General features: G+C 41.6%; 18 protein-coding genes, 1 rRNA gene and 1 pseudogene. 14 read left to right on the forward strand and 6 right to left on the reverse strand.

The genetic code is table 11. The features are described from left to right. From rrf to I6E61_RS13750, 3 genes are all read left to right on the forward strand, one after another. Positions 1-110, forward strand: a 5S ribosomal RNA gene (rrf, locus tag I6E61_RS13740); the annotation flags it as partial. Between the two features lie 392 nt (positions 111-502). Then, on the forward strand, positions 503-811 hold the full coding sequence (locus I6E61_RS13745; protein ID WP_197135267.1) for a hypothetical protein: 309 nt from the start codon (positions 503-505) through the stop codon (positions 809-811). A 28-nt stretch (positions 812-839) separates the two neighbouring features. Beyond that, positions 840-1,367 (forward strand): CbrC family protein, encoded by a 528-nt coding sequence (locus tag I6E61_RS13750; RefSeq protein ID WP_197135268.1) that lies wholly within the window; start codon positions 840-842, stop codon positions 1,365-1,367. A 456-nt stretch (positions 1,368-1,823) separates the two neighbouring features. On the opposite strand, the gene I6E61_RS13755 is transcribed toward I6E61_RS13750, so the two are convergent. Continuing rightward, positions 1,824-2,084: a DUF1289 domain-containing protein gene (locus tag I6E61_RS13755; RefSeq protein WP_197135269.1), complete on the reverse strand. Its 261-nt coding sequence runs from the start codon at positions 2,082-2,084 to the stop codon at positions 1,824-1,826. A 187-nt stretch (positions 2,085-2,271) separates the two neighbouring features. On the opposite strand from I6E61_RS13755, the gene I6E61_RS13760 reads away from it, so the two are divergent. The 3 genes from I6E61_RS13760 to I6E61_RS13770 all read left to right on the forward strand — a co-directional run bounded on the left by I6E61_RS13760 (position 2,272) and on the right by I6E61_RS13770 (position 5,783). Further along, positions 2,272-2,931 (forward strand): YqiA/YcfP family alpha/beta fold hydrolase, encoded by a 660-nt coding sequence (locus I6E61_RS13760; RefSeq protein ID WP_197135270.1) that lies wholly within the window; start codon positions 2,272-2,274, stop codon positions 2,929-2,931. 110 nt (positions 2,932-3,041) lie between these two features. Beyond that, positions 3,042-4,928 carry a DNA topoisomerase IV subunit B gene (gene parE, locus I6E61_RS13765; protein ID WP_194198334.1) on the forward strand — a complete coding sequence of 629 codons (1,887 nt, stop codon included), beginning with the start codon at positions 3,042-3,044 and terminating at the stop codon, positions 4,926-4,928. Positions 4,929-5,093: 165 nt separating this feature from the next. After that, the gene (locus I6E61_RS13770) at positions 5,094-5,783 is read left to right on the forward strand and encodes a lysophospholipid acyltransferase family protein (RefSeq protein ID WP_227685959.1); all 690 of its coding nucleotides are present in this window, start codon (positions 5,094-5,096) and stop codon (positions 5,781-5,783) included. A 113-nt stretch (positions 5,784-5,896) separates the two neighbouring features. Here I6E61_RS13770 and I6E61_RS13775 read toward each other — a convergent pair whose 3' ends face one another. Then, on the reverse strand, positions 5,897-6,565 hold the full coding sequence (locus tag I6E61_RS13775) for an SDR family NAD(P)-dependent oxidoreductase (protein ID WP_197135272.1): 669 nt from the start codon (positions 6,563-6,565) through the stop codon (positions 5,897-5,899). A 327-nt stretch (positions 6,566-6,892) separates the two neighbouring features. Between I6E61_RS13775 and I6E61_RS13780 the strand changes: the two genes are divergently transcribed. Next, positions 6,893-8,359 (forward strand): hypothetical protein, encoded by a 1,467-nt coding sequence (locus tag I6E61_RS13780; protein ID WP_197135273.1) that lies wholly within the window; start codon positions 6,893-6,895, stop codon positions 8,357-8,359. A 193-nt stretch (positions 8,360-8,552) separates the two neighbouring features. Here I6E61_RS13780 and I6E61_RS13785 read toward each other — a convergent pair whose 3' ends face one another. Then, the gene (locus I6E61_RS13785; RefSeq protein WP_197135274.1) at positions 8,553-10,223 is read right to left on the reverse strand and encodes a mechanosensitive ion channel; all 1,671 of its coding nucleotides are present in this window, start codon (positions 10,221-10,223) and stop codon (positions 8,553-8,555) included. A gap of 461 nt (positions 10,224-10,684) precedes the next feature. Here I6E61_RS13785 and I6E61_RS13790 point away from each other — a divergent pair, with 461 nt between their 5' ends. Then, complete coding sequence (locus I6E61_RS13790; RefSeq protein WP_110924402.1) at positions 10,685-11,416, forward strand: FKBP-type peptidyl-prolyl cis-trans isomerase; 732 nt, start codon at positions 10,685-10,687, stop codon at positions 11,414-11,416. Between the two features lie 161 nt (positions 11,417-11,577). Here I6E61_RS13790 and argA read toward each other — a convergent pair whose 3' ends face one another. Beyond that, the gene (gene argA, locus I6E61_RS13795) at positions 11,578-12,900 is read right to left on the reverse strand and encodes an amino-acid N-acetyltransferase (protein WP_197135275.1); all 1,323 of its coding nucleotides are present in this window, start codon (positions 12,898-12,900) and stop codon (positions 11,578-11,580) included. Between the two features lie 518 nt (positions 12,901-13,418). Between argA and I6E61_RS13800 the strand changes: the two genes are divergently transcribed. Continuing rightward, entirely contained in the window at positions 13,419-14,003 is a 585-nt protein-coding gene (locus I6E61_RS13800; protein WP_197135276.1) for a hypothetical protein, read from the forward strand. Between the two features lie 160 nt (positions 14,004-14,163). On the opposite strand, the gene I6E61_RS13805 is transcribed toward I6E61_RS13800, so the two are convergent. Beyond that, positions 14,164-15,153 carry a patatin-like phospholipase family protein gene (locus I6E61_RS13805; protein ID WP_197135277.1) on the reverse strand — a complete coding sequence of 330 codons (990 nt, stop codon included), beginning with the start codon at positions 15,151-15,153 and terminating at the stop codon, positions 14,164-14,166. Positions 15,154-15,518: 365 nt separating this feature from the next. On the opposite strand from I6E61_RS13805, the gene recG reads away from it, so the two are divergent. Continuing rightward, on the forward strand, positions 15,519-17,894 hold the full coding sequence (gene recG / locus I6E61_RS13810) for an ATP-dependent DNA helicase RecG (RefSeq protein WP_227685966.1): 2,376 nt from the start codon (positions 15,519-15,521) through the stop codon (positions 17,892-17,894). Positions 17,895-18,000: 106 nt separating this feature from the next. Here recG and I6E61_RS14315 read toward each other — a convergent pair whose 3' ends face one another. Next, positions 18,001-18,129: a hypothetical protein gene (locus tag I6E61_RS14315; RefSeq protein ID WP_265087474.1), complete on the reverse strand. Its 129-nt coding sequence runs from the start codon at positions 18,127-18,129 to the stop codon at positions 18,001-18,003. Positions 18,130-18,659: 530 nt separating this feature from the next. Here I6E61_RS14315 and I6E61_RS13815 point away from each other — a divergent pair. The 4 genes and pseudogenes from I6E61_RS13815 to I6E61_RS13830 all read left to right on the forward strand — a co-directional run bounded on the left by I6E61_RS13815 (position 18,660) and on the right by I6E61_RS13830 (position 24,835). Beyond that, positions 18,660-20,018, forward strand: coding sequence for an efflux RND transporter periplasmic adaptor subunit (locus tag I6E61_RS13815; RefSeq protein ID WP_197135278.1), 1,359 nt, complete (start codon positions 18,660-18,662; stop codon positions 20,016-20,018). Next, complete coding sequence (locus I6E61_RS13820) at positions 20,015-23,116, forward strand: efflux RND transporter permease subunit (protein ID WP_197135279.1); 3,102 nt, start codon at positions 20,015-20,017, stop codon at positions 23,114-23,116. Before I6E61_RS13815 ends, I6E61_RS13820 begins: the two co-directional genes overlap by 4 nt. A gap of 147 nt (positions 23,117-23,263) precedes the next feature. Further along, positions 23,264-23,875: pseudogene (locus I6E61_RS13825) on the forward strand (YceI family protein). 678 nt (positions 23,876-24,553) lie between these two features. Then, positions 24,554-24,835: a hypothetical protein gene (locus I6E61_RS13830; RefSeq protein ID WP_197135280.1), complete on the forward strand. Its 282-nt coding sequence runs from the start codon at positions 24,554-24,556 to the stop codon at positions 24,833-24,835. Positions 24,836-25,731: the final 896 nt, after the last annotated feature.

The raw sequence follows: 25,731 nt of genomic DNA on the forward strand, positions 1-25,731 counted from the left end.
CGACAATAGCGCGATGGCACCACCTGATCCCTTCCCGAACTCAGAAGTGAAACATCGTAGCGCCAATGGTAGTGTGGATTCGTCCATGTGAGAGTAGGTCATCGTCAGCTCTCTATACTTAAAAAGAGTCATCCTTAACGGGGTGGCTCTTTTTTTTATCTTTTATCCCTAGTGACCTACGCAGCAAATTCTATTTAAAGGTGAACAAGGAGTAACGACTGTCTGGGAGACAGTCGTCCGCAGTGCAAGACGAAAGGCTATGCCTGCAGATATCTCTTGCGCTGCCTGAGGAAGAATAAGCGAAACACTGTTTCGCCCGATGCAAGACAAGAGCTATGCTCGCAGTTAGCATGCTTTGCCTTAACGGCGCTCTTCTCTTTCATCAGCTCTCTATTCCGAAATATCCCCCGACTAGTTATCTAGGCGGGGGTTTTTCTTTGTCTGAGAAATATTTATTAATATACTATGTAAGTTGCAAATTATTTAATATCGAGTATTAACTATGCAAGATAAAATATCTTTAGCCAAAAAGGTACTTACAGAAAACACGGAAGTGCTATATGGAATTTTTGGTATGATTAATACTTCTGGTTATTTTCCGCCACATAAATTCTTGAATGAGTTTTTCTTGAATGGAAACGATCCTTGTGATCAAGATGGAAGAATGGACGTATGGTGGCCGTTTAAATTATCTGAGGATGAATACTTAGAAGTTTTGACATGGTGGAAGCTAGAATATCCTGATACAGTAGTGGATAATTTAGGCGCAGATAACTGGAACGGTTGGGTGCAAGAAATCTTAGAAAATTAGCTTAAAACTACTACTACTGTTAAAGGCTATGATACTACCCATATTTAAATATCATCCAGACCCAATTGCTACAGGTGCAATTGAGAAAACAGAAGAAAATTGTGAATGTTGCGGTAAGTCTGCGGGTTTTAGAGCTACTTCTACCATATTTTCAGTCCATGATATCCAAACGATCTGCCCATGGTGTATAGCGGATAGTTCTGCTGCTGAGAAATTTAGCGGATCATTTTCAGACTCTCATCTATTATTATCTGATGGCATCGATAAAGAAATTGTTAGAGAAGTATGTGAGGGTACACCGAGCTTTATTTCTTGGCAACAAGAGCGATGGTTATCACACTGCAATGACGCTTGTGAATTTCACGGGGATGCTAAGAGAACAGACTTAGAAGGTCTACAAAATAAAAGCTTAGATCAGTTTCTAGCTGATGAATATATGACAGCTGAATCTTGGTCAATCATATTGCAGTCATACAATAATAGTGGTGATACAGTGGTTTATAAGTTCAAATGCAGAGTCTGTGGTGAGTATAATTTCTATGCTGATTTTAGTTAAAGAAGGCTACGGACTACTGTTTATTGCGTTCGGATTAATCTTTCAGCTGTGCATAAATTAATGAGGAGTAGTCTGAATTGAAATATTTAAATAGAAGTGCTATCACAGTTTATGGTACAGAAAAGCTCTTAAACTGGATTAAAGAGAATCATCCTAGCTTATGTAACTGGAATTTAGATGCTTTGAACCATCATCCGAATATATATCTAGTTGATGATGAAGATCAGAACTGTTGGAGAGACTGTTTTGAAGAAAATTTTGATACTATATTTAGGTGTGAAGTCGGAGAGTTCACTCATGGTGGAATCAAAGCGCCTGTTAATGTCACATTCGAGTCACATAGTTCTTGGTTCACATTTGAGTACACTGAATTAGTCCACGATTTATCAGTCAGTACTATTAAATTATATGATGAATAGTTAGAGATAAACAAAATCTAATTTATTTTTTTCAAGACTAAAAAAATCTCCCAACCTCAACCACTTCATCAAAATCAAACCCCAGCTGCTCATTTTTACGCTGTTTCATCTGTTCGATACGCAGCTTACGTCCTACGATGAGCCTTAGCACCTCGCGTTGCTGTTCAGTCGTCATATCATGCCATCTTTGGCGTTCCGTTCGACTGCGCAGGCAACCAAAGCAATAGCCTTTTTTATTACTTTGACATACACCAATGCATGGATTGGCAATCTCGAACAGTTCAAACTGCTGATTCATGGCGACTCCATTGCTATTATTGTTATTCCTTTAACTTGTATAATCCTATCGTAAAACATTATTATGTCGCAAATACTGACTAATAGTGTGCCGTTTTATTGTTATTATTTTTGTTTAGCGGGTGCTATGCTTAGCGTCACTAGCCTATATAAGACAATCATAACAAAATTAATAAGTGAGATTATACGTGAACATTATTTATATTCATGGGTTGGATAGTGATGCGAACTCGACCAAAGGCTTATTATTAGAGAGATACTGTCAGCAGTATCATCCTGATATTAATGTATGGCGCCCTGATTTGAATAAAACGCCCGACCAAGTTTTTAATCAAATACTATTATTAATTAACAGTCTAAATAATAATAATACTGAAAATGAGAATATTGAACCTTCCAATACGGTATTAATTGGTAGCTCATTGGGTGGGTATTTTTCTACCTTAATCAGTAACCATATCGGATGCCCAGCGTTATTATTAAATCCTAGTACGCAGCCACATATTACGCTACAGCGGTTTGCTGATGAGTCTGTATTAATTGATAGTGGTAAAGCAGCATTGTCTGAAGATTATGTTTTACATTCGACAGCAGGCGGCTGGGATATCACCAATGCTGATTTGCAATGGTTTGAAGAAAATCAACTATCAGCCATCAATTATCCCAACAAGGTCGCTGTATTGCTCAAAGAAGGTGATGAGCTATTAAGCGCTGAGTTGTCTAAAGCTTTTTATCAAATGCAGGGTGCATCAGTAACAGTACAAACAGGTGGCGATCATCGCTTTAGTGACTTTGGAGAGCAGCTGCCGATGGTGATGGATATCCTACAGGATTTAGTACAAGCCTAAATAGACGACATTATATGACGTGAGCGACGGACTATTAGCGTTACCGTCGCTATTTTTCGTTATAATGGCTTAATAGAATTAATCGTACATGAATAATTAAGGATGCATTTGTGAGTCAATATAATGCGCAATCGTTAGAAGTTTTAGAAGGACTTGAGCCAGTACGTCGTCGCCCAGGGATGTATACCGATACCACACGCCCTAATCATTTGGCACAAGAGGTTATCGATAACTCAGTTGATGAAGCCTTGGCTGGTCATGCAAAGACTATCAAAGTTCAGCTGTATAGTGATGGGTCGCTGTCTGTCGAAGATGACGGACGCGGTATGCCAACAGATATCCATCCTGAATTTAATCAATCAGGTATTGAGCTGATTTTAACCCGTTTACATGCGGGCGGTAAATTTTCGACTTCCAATTACGAGGTTTCAGGCGGCCTGCATGGTGTAGGTATATCTGTCGTCAATGCGCTATCAACACGGGTCGAGGTCACGGTATGGCGTGATAGCACACAGTTTGATATGGCGTTTGAAAATGGTGCGCCAGTCACACCTTTGACTGAAGCTATCAGCTCGAACAAGCGTAAGCGTGGTACCAAAGTACACTTTTGGGCTGATGGTAGCTTTTTTGATTCACCGAAATTTAATGTTAAACAGCTCAAGCACAACCTGAAAGCTAAGGCAGTTTTGGCCGCTGGACTAACGATTGAGTTCACCGATGAGATCAATAATGAAAAAGTTGTGTGGCAATTTACCGATGGTGTGGTCGAGTATTTAAATGAGCAGCTAGACGGTCTTGAGACTTTGCCAGAAGTACCGTTTTATTATAACCATGAAGCCAAAGACGGTGCCCGTGCAGGCATTACTTTTGCGTTGTCTTGGTTGCCGGACGGTGGTACGCCCATTCAAGAAAGCTATGTGAATCTTATCCCGACGGCTCAGGGTGGTACACACGTCAATGGATTACGCACGGGTATTTTGGAAGCATTGCGTGAATTTTGTGATATTCATAACTTATTGCCGCGTAGTGTAAAACTGACAGCAGAAGATGTATGGGATGGCGTGAATTATATCCTGTCGCTTAAGTTTTCTGAGCCGCAGTTCTCTGGTCAAACTAAGGAGCGTTTATCTAGCCGCGAAGCTGCTGGAGCGGTTCAGACCTTAGCGAAAGATGCTTTTAGCCTGTGGTTAAATCAACATGCAGACATGGGTACTCAAATTGCAGAGTTAGCTATCAATAAGGCAGGACGTCGCTTAAAATCTGCTAAAAAAGTTGCTCGTAAGAAAATAACGCAAGGGCCAGCGCTGCCAGGTAAGTTGGCAGATTGTCGTGGTGATTTGCGTGATGGGGCAGAGCTGTTCTTAGTAGAAGGAGATTCTGCTGGTGGTAGTGCTAAGCAGGCACGCGATCGTCACTATCAGGCGATATTACCGCTGCGTGGAAAGATCCTAAACACGTGGGAAGTATCTTCAGATACAGTGCTTTCGAGCCAAGAGATTCATGATATCGCTATCGCTATCGGTGTCGATCCTGCTTCTGATGATTTATCTGAGCTGCGTTACGACAAAGTATGTATCTTAGCGGATGCTGACTCTGATGGTTTGCATATTGCGACATTGATTTGCGCTTTATTTGTGAAGCATTTTCCTGCATTGGTTGATGCAGGCCACTTATTTGTGGCGATGCCGCCTCTGTACCGTGTTGATGTAGGCAAAGAAGTACATTATGCATTAGATGAGCCTGAACTTGAGCATATCTTGGCCAACGTACCGGGCAATAAAAAAGCGCAAATCACCCGTTTTAAGGGTTTGGGTGAGATGAGTGCAGAGCAATTACGTGAAACAACTATGAACCGTGATACCCGACGTTTGGTTCAGTTAGATATGGACGATATGGTGCTCACTAATAGTGTCATGGATATGTTGCTCGCAAAAAAACGGGCATCTGATCGCAAGTCATGGCTTGAGAATAAAGGCAATTTGGCTAACATTCCATAAATGATTTTGTTAACTTGCTCGTGATAAGCGCACTTATTCACAGGTATCTTATTATGGATGGTTCATAAATAGAGGGTTTGATAGGTAATAAAAGCTTATAAAACTCAACTTAGACGCATAAGCTTAATGTTATTATATAAGTATCTTTTATTATATGGTGCCATCATGACATCAAGGTTTTCTAGTCGTTCTAAAGCTTCTTCGTCTAAGCGATCTAAAATTTTACCCAAGCTCAGTAGAGCACAGCTTGGTGATTTAGTTCCAAGACGTGGTAATAAAATTGCACCTCTCATTGCGTCAACCATGCTAAAAGCCTCGGGATGGACTACCGTTGGTGAGATACCCAATATTTCGCAGGCAGTGGTGCTAGCGCTACCGCACACCTCTAATGTCGATGGTGTGTATGCGATCCCCAGTCTATTTGCGCTAGACTTGCAGATTAGTATCATGGGTAAGCACACTTTATTTAAAGTACCAGTCCTTGCGCAACTACTACGCTGGATGGGCATTATCCCCATTGATCGTGGCGACAAGGGATCGGTGCTGCAATCGAGTATCGATAAATTTAAAACGGGTGAACCACTGTTTTTAGGATTGTCACCAGAAGGCACACGTGACTATACCGAGAAGTGGAAAACAGGGTTTTATTATTTGGCAGTGGGTGCTGGTGTACCGATTTTACCAGTCGCTATGGATTACAATACTAAAGAGATACGCTTTATGTCTCTGGTCTATCCTAGTGGTGATATCGATACTGACTTGCCAAAAATCTATGAGCAGTATGAAGGTGTGATTCCAAGACACCCTGAGCGTTTATCGCAGCCTCTACAAGATGTGAATGACTCAGCTAATTAAAACGTTTTAAAGCAGTTATTATAATAGCCCTTATTTAAAAACCCCCTAATATACATATATCAGGGGGTTTTTAAATAAGGGCTAAGAGTATTTTCGAAGATTTCTTACTTGGTCTAATTTGTGAAGGTGCTAACCCCACCATCGACAGGCAAGTTCATACCAGTAATGATAGCGGCATCATCGCTGGCTAGAAACATCACAGCTGCTGTAACGTCGAAAGGAGTGGCTGTCTTTCCTAGTGGCGAGTGAGTAACGAATGAGTTTGAACTGATATCCGTTGTCACAAATCCAGCAGTGACCGCGTTAATACGCACATTATTTGGTATGTTTTCTAATGCCAGTTTCTTTGTAAGTTCAGTCAGCTTCTTTTGTTCTACTTTATACGTGTCAATACTCCAGTCTGCTGATAGATCAGTCAGTGCTGATATATTAACGATATTACCTTTTGTTTTTATTAACTCGGGAATGACTGACTGATGAATACCAACCGCAGTGTCTATATTGACCATGACATCAATATGATTATACTTCTCGAGTACATGCTCTACTAGTCTTGCTGTTTGGGTTGGGTCATTGATATCACTGGTTACGGTAAGATGGTTACCAGTGTTAATCCAGGTATGATCTTGTGGCAGATCTTCGTAGATGTATCCTAAAATATCAGAATTAATACCAACAATGATACAGTTGGCTCCTTCTTGTGCGAATCGTAGCGCGGTTGCCCGACCGATATCTGAGTCTGCGCCTGTTATGATGACGGTCTTTTCTTTAAAGCGCTTCATATTGTTCAATCCTTGTTATTATATGAGAATGATTAAATAAGTTTGATGCGTATATAGTCTGCCCACTATAGAATCGTTACGTCGCTAAACTAGCTAACCTTAATAATATATCGATTGTGCTCTGCTTTCTTATCTCAGTATTGTTTTGACTCTATAAGATAGATATTTCCTCAGGCAGTCTATATATACAAATTTGTGTATAAGTGGTGCTACTTTGATATCATCATAACAATTCAGCACTGTGAAAGCGACTGTGTTTCATCGTGCTCATAAGCAAAAATAACATACCATAGAACATATCCATTCAATAATAAAAGGTTGGAACTTGTGTCCCATTCGATTTCTACAATGCCCGACTGGGGCTATCTGACTACCGAGCTGGCCTGTTACTTACAAGTAGATGCTACCGCAGTCGCTTTAACTGGTATGCATATGATTGAGCATGACTATAATGCTCAGTATATTGCGCGCCACTATCAATATCAATTAACACTTGGCAAACTACAGCTGCTGGAGCTAACACTATACTTACCGTTTGATACGGGATTGGCTAATATTGAGGCTGTACGTATGATCGCGGTAAAAGCCGCGCTTTCATGGTACAAAGCATCACTGTCTAAAAATGAAGACAATGATGCAGTCGGTTATGATGCTTTGATCTTTGATATTCAGCTTGTAGGAGGAAGGAGTAGCGCTGCTAAAAACGATAAATATAATAAAAAACACAATGTCTTGCAGCGACTGAAACACAATTTCGGTGCTCGTTATTTTCTAGAAGACTTAGTGGTGGATATGAATGAGAACACGCAGCAGTTACAAGTATTTAGCTGGGATGATTGGTACTCGATAGCAGCAGCGGTACGAACACCATCTGAGTTATGGCATTTTTTATCGTATCATCTAGGGCAACTACAGCATTCAGCCACGAGTCATGTACCAAGCTTTGAATCAGAAGAGGCATTGGTTAAGAAATTCTTACAAAGTCCAGATTTATTTGTCTCTGCTATTGCCGTTGATAACGCACTCATTAAAAATGAGGCTCAGGATGAGCCTAACCCAGCACTTGTAGCCATAACGCTCGCATACAAAAATCAAAGTACAACTGCGCAGATGTATCATCAGCATATGACGCAAGCAGCAACGCTATGGTCTCAGTTAAGTATGCAAATGATCGAAACGTATAGCAAAAAGCAAATAATTAATAATAATGATCAGTTAGACATACCGCTTGTGCGCTGGCAGCAACAACTGCTGGGTGAATCTTTGTTTTCACGCCACGAGCTTATCCGTACGATATATAGACATCCCAAACAAAGTGCCTCATTGCAAAAGGATGGCTATGTCGTACATCAACATTCTTATGAAAGTTTGGGTCGACATTATGTATTGGTGTTTTATGGTCAGGAGGCCACAGGACACAATAGCAAGGCAACTGTCCAACCAAAGCTGGCACAGATTGCAAAGGATGTCGCCACACGCTTACCAATAATTGAGCTTCATCATGTCATTGTATTGGGTATTGATTTTATCACCGAGGCTGATGATACGTTCATCGATATTGATCTATGGATTCAGCCAGTCGATACCATGACTCAGCGTGAACGTCAGCTAACCAAGCAACTGCAGCGTCTTAAACATCAAGATATTCAGCATCAGAATGATAGTTCACAGCCAATCCAACAAACAGCTTCAAGTACAGCACCAGCAAATAAAACTCTTAAAAAAGACAGCCAAGCAGATGGGCGGCCTCAAGTACACTTAAATCTCTCTATTCCTGCGCGCAAGGATAAGTGATAGGTAATGCATGAGCGATTGTATATTCAATCCTCTATAAATTGGATACGGTGTCAGTCTCGCTTAGTTTACTACTTGTAGTACTTTCACTCGGCTTCCTTGGATCTAAATTATATTAAACTGACTATATCAAGTGCATAAAAAAAGACAGCCTAGGCTGTCTTTTTTGTATTTGGAAATTGAGGATAACTATTTATTTATTATTGATATCGTCATTCAAACTGCTACCAGGTAGTAATACGTTGCCATCATTACTGATGTCATCAGTATTAACAGGAGTGGTATCCACTACATCTGTACGTAAGTCGTCAGTTAATGTGCTTGTAGCCGAAGGCGTGTTCTCACGAACTGAATCAGCCACTTTTTCTTGAGTTGATGTTTTTGGCTGAAGCGCAGATTTTGCTTTGGCTTCAGTACGCTCATGATCCATCTTGTCTTGCATTTTACGTAGGAAGCGTGCTGCTGCTTCTTGACCACCAAGACCAAATGATAGGGCAAAAGCAACGGCTACTGCGCCTAATGTTAGACCGAATGCTAGGTTAACAATCGAATCTGCGATACCCATCGCTTTTAGACCCATGGCTAGTACTAAGCCCATGATCAATACACGTACGATATTTGCTAGGAATTGTGAACCTTGCTCAGAGCGTTCAACCACACCTGCAATAATGTTAGCAAGCCAAAACCCGATGAATAGGATAATAGCACCCAAGATGATATTAGCACCAAAAGCAATGAACATCGTGATGATAGCTGAAATAGGCTCAAAACCTAATAAGTCAGCAGCGGCAATTGCAGCAAACAGCATTGCAAAGAAAACAATGGCATAACCAACTAGGTCAGATACTTTCTTATCACCCATCGTTTCTTGCAGGCCAACTTTGGCTGGCAACTGATTGATTTGAGTGTTTTCGATAAGACCTTTAATGATGTTGGCAACCATGCGAATTACATAGAAAGTTACCACTAAAATGGCCGCTGCCATAAAGATATTTGGCAATGCTTCCATGATTTTATTCAGCATGTTCGTCGCAGGACGAGCAATAACTTCGATTTTTAAAGCATTTAATGCCGCAATGATAGTTGGAATGATAACCACTAAAAATGCTAATGAACCAGCAATGTTAGGTAGGCTGTTTTTTTCGCTTAAGCCTGCTTTTGAAGCAAGTTCTTGCACATTAAACGTAGATACAAGGTTGGTTACGATGCCACGCACTACTTTAGCAATGATATAACCAACGACAAAGACTACAGCTGCAATTAAGATATTAGGAATAAAGCTGAAGATTTTATCAACCATATTAGTCAATGGTGCGAATAGACCATCAAGCTGTAATTGACCAAGTACCATGGTTAAAACAATTAATAAAATGAACCAGTAAACCATATCTGCAATGGTGCTGCTCATTGGTTTTACACCGGCTTGAGCGCTTAAACGTTCGTCCATTGATGTTTTAGCCAATGCCGCATTGATGGCGGTACGCACAACAGTAGCAACAACCCAACCAATAACACCAACAGCGATAGCACCGATAAGATTAGGAATAAATGCCAACACTTGATTGATCATATTTGCAAACGGTGTTGAAATTGAGTTCAAGTTCAATTGGTTCAACGCTCCAGAAATCGCGATGATAAAGATAAACCAAAATACAATCTTGGAGATAATACCTTCCAAGTCGTAGGTTTTGCCTGTTGAAGAATTCATGCGTTGATTAAGATTAATCTTAGATAGTACGTTACGAACTAGGGCTGCAATACCGAGTGCAACCAACCAGCCAATGATAAATATTAGGATAGCACCAATAATAGAGCCGATAGGCCCGCCAAGATAACCGTTGAAAGATGTGTACATTGGATTCATTTGATCCTCCTTGAATCATCATACAGAGGCTGTAGAACAATATCGTAGACGAGCCTGATATTGAGCGTGACCAATACATAATGGTTATAATAAATAGTGTTTTCCAAAATAAGCTATATAGTGATATTTTAATTTTCGAGTAGATGGTCTTATCAAAAAATATCTGTGTGATTTGTATTCATAACTTTATTACTGATATTTAGATATTTTTGATAGGGTAAGCACTGGATTATTTATCACATTAACTGGTTCAGCTTAGCTTATGTCCTAGTAGATTTAAAGACAGAAAGCTTAACCTGTTACTATATTTGTGTGATAACTTGTTATTATGTAGATAAATATTAACACAGACTGTACACTCGTCCGATAATTTTATTCCAAACATGGCTCCTAAAACTAAGATTTGCTATTATAGAAGCATGTGACATCTCGCCACTATTCTTACAATTTGAGAGTACTTTATGAAAAAAATCACTACTTTAAGCGTTAGTGCACTTGCTAGTGCTATGTTGTTAGTAACAGGCTGTAGCACAAATAATGGCAACCAAGAAACGGCTGCTCAAAGTGTTTCAATCACTGAACAAAGTTCAGCAAGCGAAAAGGTCGGTTACAGCTTAGGATATATGATGGCTGAAGGAAATAAAGAAGCGGTCGGCGATCTGAATCTTGACACTTTTGAAAAAGGCTTCCGTGATGGTTATGAAGGTACTGATTCAGCATTGACTCAAGAGCAAATGCAAGAAGTATTGACAACGTATCAAAAAGAGCAAGAAGAAAAGTTCGTCAAAGAGATGGAAACAAAAGCTGGAGACAACAAAACTAAAGGTGCTGCGTTCTTGGCAGAAAATGCTAAAAAAGAAGGCGTAAAACAAACTGCATCTGGCCTACAGTATAAAGTAGTAACCGCAGGTACTGGTAAATCACCAAAAGCAACTGACGTGGTTGAAGTGAACTACGAAGGTAAATTGATTGATGGTACGGTATTCGATAGCTCTTATGAGCGTGGTGAGCCAATTGAGTTCCCACTAAATCAAGTTATCGCTGGCTGGACAGAAGGTCTACAGTTGATGAAAGAAGGCGGAAAATACGAGTTCTACATCCCATCAGACATCGCTTATGGCGAAGCGGGTAATGCGGGCATCGAGCCTAACAGTACGCTAGTATTTACTGTTGAATTATTATCAGTGAAATAATGAGTATTCATACTTATTAAGCGTAGTACTAAATAATAAAAAAGCCCTCTAACTTAAGAGGGCTTTTTTATGACTGAACTTTTTTATTTTCAACCGAGCTTTTTAAATTCTAAGCGTGTTCATCCAATCAAAGCAGTCTAAATGAGCATCTTACTGATGTACTAAAGGTTCTTTTGGAATACTTTAGAATTACGACCATTATGATATTGCTCTTGACGTGCTTCAGGTAGTGCACTGGCTTCAACTTCAGCAAAGCCTTGCTCAACAAACCAATGGGCGGTGCGAGTCGTCAAGACAAACAGTTTATGCAGACCATGGCTACGTGCTTGCTGTTCCAAAAATGCCAGTAAATCAGCACCGCGATTACCGCTACGATACTCAGGACGCACAGCGACACAAGCGACTTCGGCTGAATCTGCATCTAGTGGATGAAGGGCTGAGCAGCCTAAAATCATACCGTCGCGTTCAATGACACTGTAGTTATCAATCTCTTGCTCTAAGCGCTCGCGTGAGCGACTGACCAAAATACCTTGTTCTTCTAGAGGCGATAAGAGCTCGATCAAGCCAACTACGTCATCAATATTGGCCCGACGGATTTCTTCGTAAGGGTCATGGCTAATCAGTGTCCCAGAACCATCACGAGTGAAAAGCTCTTCTAGCAATGCACCGTCTTTGGCATAAGAAATGATATGTGTGCGATGAACACCTTTGCGACATGCCAAACTTGCACAATTTAAGAAATAATTAATTTCGCAATTCAGGTCACGGTCGCGCAAGAAGCGATCGACTTCGTTTGGAATCATCTCGCGCAATAGTCGATCACCATCATTGATGCCAGCTTCTTCACCCAAGAATATTAGTTTGTCAGCACCAAGTGCGACGGCGGCATTGAGTGCAACGTCTTCAGCAAGTAAGTTGAAAACTTCGCCAGTCGCTGAATAACCCATTGAACCCAAAATAACGATATGGTCATGTAGTAGGTTGTTTTTGATGGCTTCAACGTCGATAGAACGGACTTCGCCAGTCATTTGGTAATCGATACCATCACGGATACCGTAAGGACGTGCCGTGACAAAATTGCCTGAGATAGCATCAATGCGTGAGCCATACATTGGTGAGTTTGCAAGTCCCATTGATAGTTGTGCTTCAAGTTGCAAGCGAATCGCGCCTACTGCTTGTAAGATAGAAGGCATTGCTGCTCTTGGGGTAATTCGAATATCTTGATGCAATGGAGAGGCGATACCTGCTTCTTTAAGGTTTTTTTCGATTTGCGGTCGTGCCCCATGCACCAGTACCAACTTGATCCCTAGGCTATGCAATAGAGCAAAGTCGTGAATAAGCGTGCTAAAGTTGACGTGATTGACCGCTTCACCGCCAAACATAATCACAAAAGTTTTACCACGATGTGTATTTATGTATGGAGCAGAGTTGCGAAACCAATGGACGTATTCAGGGTTGATTTGGGGCATGGCGCTAGTAGTCATAATGGGAGCAGCAGTCGTTAGAATAAGAAAAGGTGCGTAGCAAAAAGATGCTGGTCGCTAAAGATTTACCATAGCAAAAAATGCCGTTATGAGCTATCTTTTATTTCAGTTGTGTTAATGAATCTTTATAGCTGATTGACGATATACACAACCTCAACACGGGGTTAGTGTACGGACAAATGCTTTTTGTTATGCTAAACGCTATTGCTTTACAGATAGCGAACGCAGATAATCAATAAAAACAATGAGCCTGATACGATACTTGATTGGATGTGACTTTATAGAATGATAGGTTGTTCTTTATCAACTATGAATCATCTACTCTCAACAGTCATCAGGTGAGTCATGACAGATATACCCAATCATATAAAATCAGCTAGTGCTAAGTAGCCGTTCTCGAAATCTTATATAGCTCCATATAAGTGGTGATGGGTATGTATGATTGACAATATATTAGAATTTTTTCAAGCTTTACCAATTGCGTTCTACCGATATATCAACCAGGGATAATGAAAACCATGAAAAAAAACAATCAATTTGCTAGTCCATTTAGCGCTTGGAGCGGTCATCGCTTGTTTCACGTTGTCGCCGGTACACTCATCGGTGCGATGGTTGTCACAACACAAGCCTCGGCGATGCTGCCTACGCCAGAGCAAGCTGTGGATAGTTCAGTGGCTGTGCAAACCAATGTCAATCAAGGTTCAAGTGCACAAGCCGTGAATAGCAAAATCACAGCATCATTGGTCAGTGTTGATGCAAATGGTGAAGAAGTTCTAGTTCCTGTCAATGCAAATACGCGCCTACAGTCAGGCAATGTCTTAGAGTATCAAGGGTATTTTACCAATACCAACGCTGATCGTGTGCGTAAAATGACGGTAACCATGAGTATTCCTGATGAAGTAGAGTTAATGCGTACGGTAGCACCGGAGTTCCCGTATGGTAGTGTCGACGGTAATAATTTTGCGCGTATGCCATTGCGTACGAGAGTAGACAATCAACTGCAAGATGTTGATATGAAATACTATAAAGCGGTACGTTGGGATATGGAAGGCGTTGGTCTTAACGACACAGTTGCAGTCAAATATCGTGCGCGTGTAAAATAATGATTGTGTATGTGTAAAACGACATCGATGTTTGAATATTAGACTTTATTTAATCGTATTCTCTTCGTCATTATTTACACAATTATAAAAAGCACCATAGCTCATTGCTGTGGTGCTTTTTTTTGAGTGTAGGTTTTTAGATACTTTTTTTATGTATCGTTCAGAGAGTCGCATATTTACTTTGAGACTTCTGCTTTATTAACTGCTTGATTGCATCAATCTGTGAAGTAGTAGCCAGTGACCCAGCCGTAATGAGGGCGCGGCGCTGGCTAGTATCTATTGAGCTGATGTGACTAACAGCAGGGGTAATGACAATATCTGCACCATCTCGTTCACGACGCATTGTTGCGCTATGATTGGTACTTGGCTGAGCCGCGATAGTATTTTCTAGCAATCCCCAAAAGCTGCTGAGTGAGTTAAGGTTCGGTATGCCTTTAAGCTTAGTGGCATTATTGTCACTCGCATCTGTCACATCTACTGCGATGATAATATCAGCGCCCAAATCACGAGCGCTATCAACAGGCACTAAGCTGACCACACCACCATCGATATATTTCTTGCCGACTTTTTCAGGGATGCGTGGGGCGATAAAGATATTAGGAACGCTACAAGATGCTTGTACAGCAAGTCCTGCATTACCAGTAGTAAAGACTGCTTTTTTTAGTGTGTGTGTTTCGGTAGCAATTGCCGCAAAGCGAATTGGAAAGTCTTCTATTGTGCGTTCGCCTACTTTTGCATTGATAAAGTTTTTTAGTTTGAGGCCTTCGATAAACCCTTGATTGGATAAAGTGAAATCAGTTAACTCGCTATCCTTAGTCGTTAGTGCCAATCGCTCAAGCTGTGCAGGCGTGTAACCGCTTGCATATAGGCTACCAACCAAACTACCAACACTCGTGCCAACGATGAGGGTCGGTGTAATACCGTTCTCTTCTAGCGCTTTGATTACTCCCACATGAGCGAAGCCTTTAGCGCCCCCGCCACCCAATACTAAGGCTATACTAGGCGGTTCTATTTCAGGAACTATAGGTGTGACAGTCGCTGGAGTTAAGGTGCTACAAGCACTGATAACTAACCCTAATGTAGTAAGTGTACCCACACGTAGCAATGATAAACGATGATGAAGTGGATGGCTGAAAGTGGGAGCAGGCATAAAAAGACCTTAGAGAGTTGTATAAGTTAGAAAATAATACATCAGTTATTGCTATGATATAGATGATTCATTTATCTTAATAATATTTGCAAACCCATACTGAGAAATCGCTGACTATAAGTCATGGACTATTAATAGACTTTTAATTCCAAAGGTATGACCAATGTCGTTAGACTTATTCAATCTAAAAGATATAGTACTTTGGGAGTGCATTTAGGTTATCAACGACAGTCATACTGACTCATTATTCTATATGCAATTGATAACTATAATTTTATAAGATGCAGTAAATGTAGACTAAGAAAATCGAATCTATAATACTTAAAAACATTAATACTTATAAAACAATCTCGCTAGGATCTTTGATGCCAACATCGACAAGCCCTTCTTCAGCTCACTCATCAGACCACTTTAGATCTGAGCTGCCAGTTTCAGCGCTAGATATGCCTGTGACAGCGCTGGCAGGCGTGGGTCTAAAAGTTGCAGAGCAGCTAGCACAGTTGAATATAAAGCGAATATTTGATTTGCTACTGCATCTACCACGTGATTACGAGGATCGTAGCCGACTGGTATCCATCGCAGATGTGGAACATGGGCAATCGGGATTAATCACTGGGCGTGTGGTACATGTCGATACTAAGCGCAGTGGAATGACGGTCGTGGTAGATGATGATACAGGGACGATATCCTTGCGATTCTTTAAAGTTTATCGTGGACTTGCGCAAACGATGAGTTTGGGTACACAGTTGCAACTATTCGGTGAAGTCAAAGTCAGTCGATATGGCAAGCAAATAAGTCATCCTGAATATCAGATTATCACTGATAGTGTTGCCATGACCAATACGGGATTGCAGCCGATTTATCCTAGCGTCAAAGGCTTACATCAAAATAAGCTGCGCACCTTAATTAAATTGGCATTACAGACAGTGCGCAGCCAAGGTCTGCCAATGACACTGTTTACTACGAACGATTTCAGTGTCGTAGCAGACTTACCATTGGCACCTTTTGAGCCGACGAAGTCATTAATAGCAGAGCATGATTATTCAGAAGATATCTTTTCGACATTGGCACGTAGTGTGCCAGACAACATGATTGGTAATAGCGTTAATAGAGGCAGTGCAACGGACTATGATAGCAATCGTAGTATTAACAGCAGCGCTAATAGCGATATCCATACGGCAGCAGCTCGATCGGCGCACACCAATGTCTATAATTTGACGATATTTGAAGCCTTAGTTTTACTACACACGCCGCCTACTTATACCGATGCTGGACAGCAATACAAACTATTAACCCAGCTAAGTGCTCGTACTCATGCTGCCTGCCAACGTTTGATTATTGAGGAATTGACTGCGCATCAACTGAGTTTATTGTATCGCCGCCAGCAATTGCATCAACATAAAGCTCCTAAATGCGCCACTCAAAGTCCATTGGCTGATGCCTTATTTGGCGCATTGCCTTTTGACTTAACGGGCGCACAAAAAAGAGTAATGCGAGACATTACCGCTGATATGGCGACATCTATCCCTATGTTGCGGCTAGTACAAGGCGATGTGGGAGCTGGAAAAACGTTAGTGGCTGCGGGCGCAGCGGGCTATGCGCTTGATAGTGGCTGGCAAGTGGCTGTAATGGCGCCGACTGAGATTTTAGCTGAGCAGCATTTGGTCAATTTTAAACAATGGTTTGAGCCGTTAGGTATCGGTGTGGGCTGGCTCGCTGGCAAGCAAACTGCCAAGCAGCGCCGTGAATCATTGGAGGCAATCGCTGAAAACACCGTGCAAATTGTGGTCGGTACTCATGCGTTGTTTCAAGAGCAAGTACAGTTTGCCAAATTGGGCTTGGTGATCATTGATGAGCAGCATCGATTTGGCGTTGAGCAGCGTATGGCACTGACCAATAAAGGCGTGGCCAATAGTACACCGCATCAGCTGATTATGACCGCCACACCGATTCCACGTACGCTAGCTATGAGTGTCTATGGCGATATGGATACCTCTATCATTGATGAGTTACCACCGGGACGTACGCCGATTACTACGGTGACCATTGATCGGAACCGCCGTGATGAGGTGATTGAGCGTATTGCTATTAATTGCGAGGCAGGTAGGCAAGCATATTGGGTCTGCTCATTGGTAGAAGAGTCTAGCGTATTGGATGCACAAGCGGCCGAAGCGACTTATGAAGACTTAAACGAGCGTTTAGATATTCGTATTGGATTGGTACACGGCAAAATGAAGTCTGCTGATAAACAAGCCATCATGCAGCAATTCAAAGCGGGAGAACTAGACTTGCTCATTGCCACAACGGTTATCGAGGTCGGTGTTGATGTGCCCAATGCCTCGTTAATGGTTATCGAAAATGCGGAACGCTTGGGACTGTCGCAATTACATCAATTGCGCGGGCGAGTAGGGCGCGGCTCTACTAAAAGTTACTGTGTGCTGCTTTACCAAAAGCCATTATCAGAGACGGGTACTGAGCGCTTGAATGTATTACGCGATAGTACCGACGGCTTTGTCATTGCCCAAAAAGATTTAGAGTTGCGTGGACCGGGTGAGCTACTTGGTAAGCGCCAAACTGGCAATGTCGGTTATTATTTAGCCGACCTCATTCGTGATGAGCAACTGTTTGCGATTGCTCAACGTTTGGCCAAGCATTTAATTGCAGACCCTACACGTAAAGCCGATGTCAGTCAGTTGATTCATCGCTGGATGCCAGAGGCCAGTCGTTATACCAATGCTTAACCACTTAACCAATGTTAATCAGCGCTGCAATTTGAATCAGTAAATTGACGATCAATAAAAAAGAGGACAGCCAATGCTGTCCTCTTTTCTGTTTGCCGAGGCAAAACTATTTAGATTTTTTCACTTTCTTCAATGATTTTTTGAGATCTTTGAGGTTTTTCTTCTGTTGTTTAACTTTTACTTTGGTCTCTTTAATCTCTTTTTTAAGCTTCTTCACTTCTGACTTATTAGCCATGATTGGCTCCTTTGTTGATGAGGTCCTCTTAATAATGACAAATTACCCCATAAATTCAAGTCTGAACTGTAGGGAGTATGTATCATCGATTTTCACAGTTGATTATTCAAAGAGCCATTGTTGCATCTCAATCCGTTCAATGTGATGTCACATTAAGTTGTAAAAATGCCTTTATTAAGCACAGTGTAAAAACCTCCAATCATGTATTCGATTTGGTCATTGAGTTTTGGAAGAAGAGGTGCTTACGCACAAAGTTTAAATAGGAATGTTGGGCTACGTTGGCGTCTTTAGTCCGGATTCATTGTTCATAATATAACCTTTAGTTAGTAGCAATATCTTTATGAAGTTCAAAGTCTTACTATATCCTAAGAATGAACAAGAACTGACCACTCAGGTATGTAACATAATTGACCCGCCGACGAGTTAGTCTACAATGTTAAAAACCCTTATTAATAAGATGGGGCTGTATCATCTTGTTTCCCTTATGCTTTTTACGGCGTTAGTACCGTGCTTATTTATAGAGACCAACTATGAGTGATTTTAAACACCCTGATAATAAGCAATCGCCGACTAGCGAGCAAACCTCTGATATTGAGCCCTCTCAACGAGCTGAGCTACCACCGTATCGTCAGTCTGAGTCATTGGTGGGTAAATCCTCTTCAAAGTTACCATTATGGCTGTTACCTGCTTTAGTGGCGGTGCTGATTATTGGTGTCCTGCTTGGAAAATATTGGGGTAATGGTGAAGTAGAGGCAGCTGGTTCTACAGATGCTAGCAGTGCGCCTAGTGATGGTACTAGCGACGGCAGTACAGAGCAGGCAGTATTGTCAGTAGAAACAATCGCACCAAGCCAAGATGATATCGGCAACACGTTAAGTGCTGATGGAACTATTAATGCTAAAGATACGGCGAATGTCAGTGCAAAAGTGAACGGCGTGGCTATCGAGCGTATTTTGGTCGAAGAAGGCGATCGCGTCAAAGCAGGTCAGGTATTGGCTATATTTGATACCGATGCGATGGAGCAGCAAGTGTTACAAGCAGAAGCGGATGTCGCAGAGGCAGAAGCGACGCTGGCTAATGCTAGTGCTGACGCCGCGCGCGTATTGCCATTGCTTGATATTGATGCTATCAGTAAACAAGAAGCCGATCGCTATCGTACCTCTGAGCTTCAAGCCAGAGCGTCTTTGCAAGCATCAAAAGCTCGACTAAGCACTCAGCGCTTGAGTGTGGATAATGCTCGAGTGGTCGCGCCAGTAAGCGGTATCATCAGCGGAAAAATGGTTGAAGTAGGTATGGTAGCCGGTGGCGAGCCTTTATTTACTATTATTAAAGGCGGTATTTTAGAGTGGCGCGCGGATATCGATCCCAAACTTATTGGTGAAGTCAATGTTGGTACGCCAGTACGTGTGAGCTTACCGGGTGGTGACTCTGTAATGGGGCAGGTGAGCCGTATTGCACCAACGGCAGATAATAACCGTCAGATTACTATTTATGCCAGTTTGGCCGTTAATGCACAAGTACGCTCAGGTATGTATCAGACGGGTGAGTTTCTATTAGGCAGTACCAGTACGCAGACAGTACCAAATAGCGCTATCGTGAGCAACGATGGTTATGACTATGTCATGCTAGTCACTAACATGAAGACTCAAGATGGCAAAAATACAGGTCGTATCAAGCAACAACGAGTAGCGTTGGGCAAGCGACTTGGCGATAGTGTAGAGATTACAGAGCCATTGCCCGCCAATAGTCAGATTGTGAAGCAAGGCGGAAGCTTTTTAAATGATGGTGATTTGGTGCTTGTCGTGGATGGTGCAATTCAAACAGGCAACCAAGCTGACACGGCTGCCGATAAAACCACGACTGGCACAGATAAGCAGGCACGCTCATGAGTTTAAATGTCTCAGCTTATTCGATCAGAAATCCGCTGGTTGCTATTTTGCTGTTTGTGCTCCTGACGTTAGGCGGCATTTACGGCTTTATGCAAATGAAAGTGCAGCAGTTTCCAGATATTGACTTACCCGCAGTCGTTGTGACCGTCACCCTCCCTGGTGCAGCCCCTTCTCAAATCGAAAACGATATTGCAAAAAAGATTGAAAACAGAATCACGAGTATAGAAGGTGTGAAGCGCATTCGTACGACGTTACAGACAGGTGTTGCTACGGTGGCGACAGAGTTTGTATTAGAAAAAGATATCCAAGAAGCCGTCGACGATGTGCGTTCAGCCGTTGGAGAAGTGAGCGGAGACCTTCCTGCAGCAGCCAACGATCCTATCATTACCAAAGTATCGACAGCAGGCTTTCCGATTGTGACTTATTCAGTCGCTGCCGATAATATGAGCGTTGAGGATTTGTCTTGGTTCATTGATGACACAATCACCAAGCGCTTATCAGATATTCCTGGGGTCAGCACGGTCGGTCGGATAGGTGGTCTTGAACGTGAAATCACAGTCGCTGCCGATCCTATCGCTCTGAGTGGTTTGCAGTTCTCGATTGCACAGTTGTCGCAGCAGTTGAGTGGTATCCAGCAAGACAGTGCGGGCGGTGAAGCTGAGGTAGGTAATGCGACCCAAACGATTCGTGTATTGGGTGCCGTTGAGCGGGCACGTGAGCTTAATGACTTGCAAATAGCAGTGCCGACTGGTGGTACGCAAGCGCTGGGGCGTATGGCACAAGTGACTGATGGTGCTGCTGACCCAAGCTCTCTTGCCAAGCTGAATGAGCAGACCGTTGTAGCATTTAATATTACTCGTTCGCGAGGTGCTAGTGAGGTTGAGGTCATGGAGTTGGTCGATACAGAGCTTGCAAAGCTTACCGCAGAGATGAGCCAAATTAAGATTGATAAGGTTTATGACACCGCAACGCCAGTAGCAGAAGATTATAGTGCTTCTATAAAGATGCTAATCGAAGGCGGCATATTAGCCGTAATCGTGGTGTTTCTATTCTTACGCAACGTCCGCGCGACCATCGTTGCCGCAGTTGCGTTACCACTATCAGTTATTCCTACTTTCTTAGCAATGTATCTGTTTGATTTTAGCTTAAATATTATCTCCTTATTGGCCTTGTCCCTAGTTATCGGTGTCTTGGTCGATGATGCTATCGTCGAGGTCGAAAACATTATTCGCCATCTCAGGATGGGAAAGACGCCTTATGAGGCAGCAATGGAAGCGGCTGATGAGATTGGGCTTGCGGTAGTGGCAACAACCTTTACCTTAATCGCTGTATTTTTGCCGACGGCATTTATGGGCGGTGTCGTGGGTCAGTTTTTCCGGCAGTTTGGTTGGACGGCTGCTTTGGCTATCTTTGCCTCTCTACTGGTCGCGCGTCTGATTACACCTATGATGGCAGCGTACATACTCAGGCCAGAAAAGCATCATGTCGAAAAGCAAAGCAAACTGATGACGTGGTATCTAAAATCAGTCACATGGACCTTGCATCATCGCTGGATAACGATGGGCGTGACGCTGGTATTATTCGTGGCTTCGTTAGGATTGGTCAAGTTATTACCGACCGCTTTTATCCCTGACAATGACATTGATCAGACACGAGTAGCCATTGAGCTAACACCTGATGTGGCACTAGCAGATACAGAACGGGTTGCAGCATTAGCGAGCGCTCGTATTTTGGCATTACCAGAAGTCACTAATATATTTACGTCTGTTGGTGAGGCACAAGAGTCGATGGACTCGGATTCCGGTAGTGGTAAAGCAGAAAATATAGGCAGTCTGGATATCGTATTGGCTCCGCGTGCCGAGCGAGATTCGAAACAACAGGTTGAGCGCAAGATTAGCGCGATACTGTCAGAGGTGCCAAGTGCTCGTTTTACGGTTGGGCTATCGAGTGGTGGTGAGACGGGATATAACTTTTCGCTGACCAGTAGCAACCCTCAAGTACTTGAAGAGACCGCGCAGCAGATTATGTCCGATATTCGTGCATTGCCAGGTGCGGGATCAGTCACTAGCGACCGCAGTCTACCGCGTCAGGAGTTAACCGTGACGCCTGACAGACTAGCGATGGCAGACAAAGGTGTGACCACACAAGATATCGCGACTACCTTACGTATCGCGACGGTCGGGGATTATGAGCAAAGTTTGTCTAAGCTCAATTTAGATACACGGCAGGTTCCTATTGTTGTGCGTTTGCCTGATATCGCAAAACAAAACGTCAATCAGTTGGAAGGGTTATACGTATCTAGCAGTAGTTCAACAGGGCAAGGCGTGCGTATCAGTGAAGTGGCCAGTTTGGATTTCGGCACAGGGCCTGCTCAGATAAAACGTCTTGATCGTGAGCGTGCGATCAGTATTACGGTACAGCCTGCAGATAGCGAGCTTGGCGAGCTGGTAAAAGCAGTCAAAAATACCCCGACAATGCAAAATTTGCCTGCATCAATTACTATCATTGATCAAGGACAAGCCGAAAATATGGCTGAGCTGTTTAGTGGTTTTATCATCGCCATGTCAGTCGGTATCATCTGTATCTTAGGCGTATTGATTCTTCTGTTTGGCAAAGTGCTACAGCCTTTTACGATTTTAGTGGCATTACCTCTATCAATCGGTGGTGCTTTTATCGGTTTAGTGATTACTAATAGCAGCTTGTCGATGCCTTCGATGATTGGTTTTATTATGTTGATGGGTATCGCAACCAAGAACTCTATCTTGTTAGTGGATTACGCTATCATCGCCCAAAACCGTGGATTAACAAGGTTTGATGCGATGATTGATGCCTGTCGTAAGCGTGCCCGTCCGATTATTATGACGACGATTGCGATGGGCGCTGGCATGTTGCCATTGGTGTTTGGTTGGGGTGATGCGGATCCTACATTCCGTCGCCCGATGGCAGCAGCAGTACTGGGTGGTTTGGTGACCTCGACGTTACTTAGTCTAGTGGTCATTCCAGTAGTTTATACCTTAATGGATGATGTGTCAGGTTGGTTCGCTAAATGGCTGACACCAAGTGGCAAAGATAAATCAACTATAGATAGCAAAGTTTAATTTGGTGCTTTGATTTTTTGTCATAAATCGAATCGCTAAGACGGAAAAGACAATATCTATCGATTAGGTATTGTTTTTTATTAGTATATGAGCTCGTATGATGATCACAAAGGATGTATGTCATTTACTGCACAAAGGAATGTCATCATGAGTCATGCTTTTCTCTCAAAGGTACTATTATTCTATCGCAAATTTTTATTGGGTTTATGTCTAAGTGCAGTAGGCATCGTCAGTAGTTATGCGACCACCTATGATATCGACTCTATCCATACCAACATACATTTCGCCATTAAACCTCTCAATACTTCAACGAACACCGATGTCCTCTATAATTTGAGCGGTCAGCTTGATTATGAACCAACGGCTAAAAAGAGCAATATCGCTCTCTCAATTCCTCTAAATACCTTAAATACAGGCAGTAAAGCTTTTGATGGCACGCTTAAAAGCGTAGATTTCCTTGATATCGAAAAATCTCCAGTGGCTCGTTTCAACTCTACCAAATGACGCTTTTTATCTAATGATGACACTATGAAAGTTGATGGCCTATTGACGCTACATGGGCAGACCAACCCCGTTACGCTCACTGCTACCAAGTTCAACTGCTATTTAAATCCGATATTAAAAAAATCGGTGTGCGGTGGAGACTTTACGACAACTATCGATAGAACGAAGTGGGGTATTAGTAAATATATAGTGTTAGGCATGGCAAAAAAGGTAAAGTTAGATATTCAAGTGGAAGCTGTAAATCAATCATATTAATATTCGAAAATACGATGAGTTATGACGTACTTTTGAAATCTATGATAGTAATATCTAAAAAAATTTCCCTTAGTAAATGTCATGTTCTTAAAAAAATCCGCATTACTTCGAAAATATGATGACTAAGTTTTGTTATCGGACTGTTGCCGACATACTTTTACTCTTGCAACATCAAAAATTGACGGCATAGCTTAATAAATATTCAACACTCAAGAAAATACATGGAGTGTCGATAAATGGATAAATAAAATTAAAAGATTATAAAAAAATAGTAAGTATGAATTGTTAAGTAAAATTTAATAATTAATTGAATGGATGTTGTTTAGTTATGGGGGTTGAGAGCAGAAATTATCGAAAGTAGAACTTGATATGCTGATATAACAAAGATGCTATAGCAATTGCACAATGTCACAAGAAAAAAATAAGAACGTTAGATTGGTAATTTTTGTACTACTGAAAGCCAAAGTTATTAATTGGTAGTCTTGTGTTCGGAAATTATGACTGATAAAGATTGGATCATAATGTTCTGATCCCAAATTGAACATGATAATCGCTTAAATAATTATCGTAATTTTATTTATGACAGTGCTATTTGTTAAATGGATTCAAGCTGCATGACATACCGTTTAGGCTTATTTTTAACTGATGCATTAAATCTGTAAATCAAGGAATTAATCAATGAAAAAACTTACTTTATCTTTATCATTACTTGCTGGCGCTGCGCTTACTATTCCAAGTCTAGCAATGGCTGTTGAACAACCAATGGTACAAACTGCGACTGCAGATACTACTATGCAAACCGAAGCTGGAAGTATGGATAATGGACTTCAAGCTGAAACTGAAGAATTTAATAATATGTCCCAAGCTGACGATGAAGGTATGGACGATATGGCTCAAGCTGATTCCGAAATTGATGGTAATGTTGAAGTTGAAGAAGAAACTGCACAACCATCTTTATAATTAGAAAGTTAGTCTCTGTGGTGAGGAGTTGCTCACCTCAGAGACTGCACTTAAATTTAATAAAACTGGTCGTGTTATCTCATTAGCAGTGACGAAACTTGAAACAACATGCAGAACTAAAAAGACAGCCATTAGGTTGTCTTTTTAGTTTTTGTACAATGGGTAACGGTTGGCAACTTTAAAATCCAATGACTCTAATGATGAGCAAAGTTAAGGTGACTTAAAGTAGGCATGATTAGTGGTAGACAAAATGTGCCGAGATAAATGTACTCACCTATATAAGTTATATCCTTAGGTAATGTCGGAAGCAGCTAGATGATGCAAGTTTCATTAAGTAGGTTTAGTTTCCTGACATACATATATAGCCGAATAACTATTTAGGCGAGTCACCTATATATGAGTTATCCATACTATGATGTTTACACACTAATGTACTTTAGATGTGCAATGCCTATATAGAGGTGCGTTGTGTACGTGTGAAATTCATTTATAGAATGAAAATCCAAAAATTAAATAATCTACCAAACCGCTAACCCCTTGATAAGTAGCCAGTATTCCTAGGGGTCTCTTATAAACTATATAATAGTTTATAAGAGTGCTTGACCGCGCCATCAAACCGAGTATAATGCCACCCAGTCAGAAGGGAAGAGTATTTAGGAAGTGAGCAATCACTCAGTGAATATTTTAAATAAATTAGTTTTAAACTAATAAAAATAACTTCTTGACTTAGCGAATTAAGCGTCTATAATACGCACCTCATTAAGGCAAAGTAGTTAATAAAACAGTGAGCAATCACAGTAAATTAACAAGTTAACTTATTGAAACGAGATAAAAAAAGAAGTTGACAGACTATTAAAACATGATATGATAGTCAGCTCGCTAAATAGGATAAGCCG

Origin of the sequence: Psychrobacter sp. NZS113 (assembly GCF_015864825.1) — a bacterium.
GTDB lineage: Bacteria > Pseudomonadota > Gammaproteobacteria > Pseudomonadales > Moraxellaceae > Psychrobacter.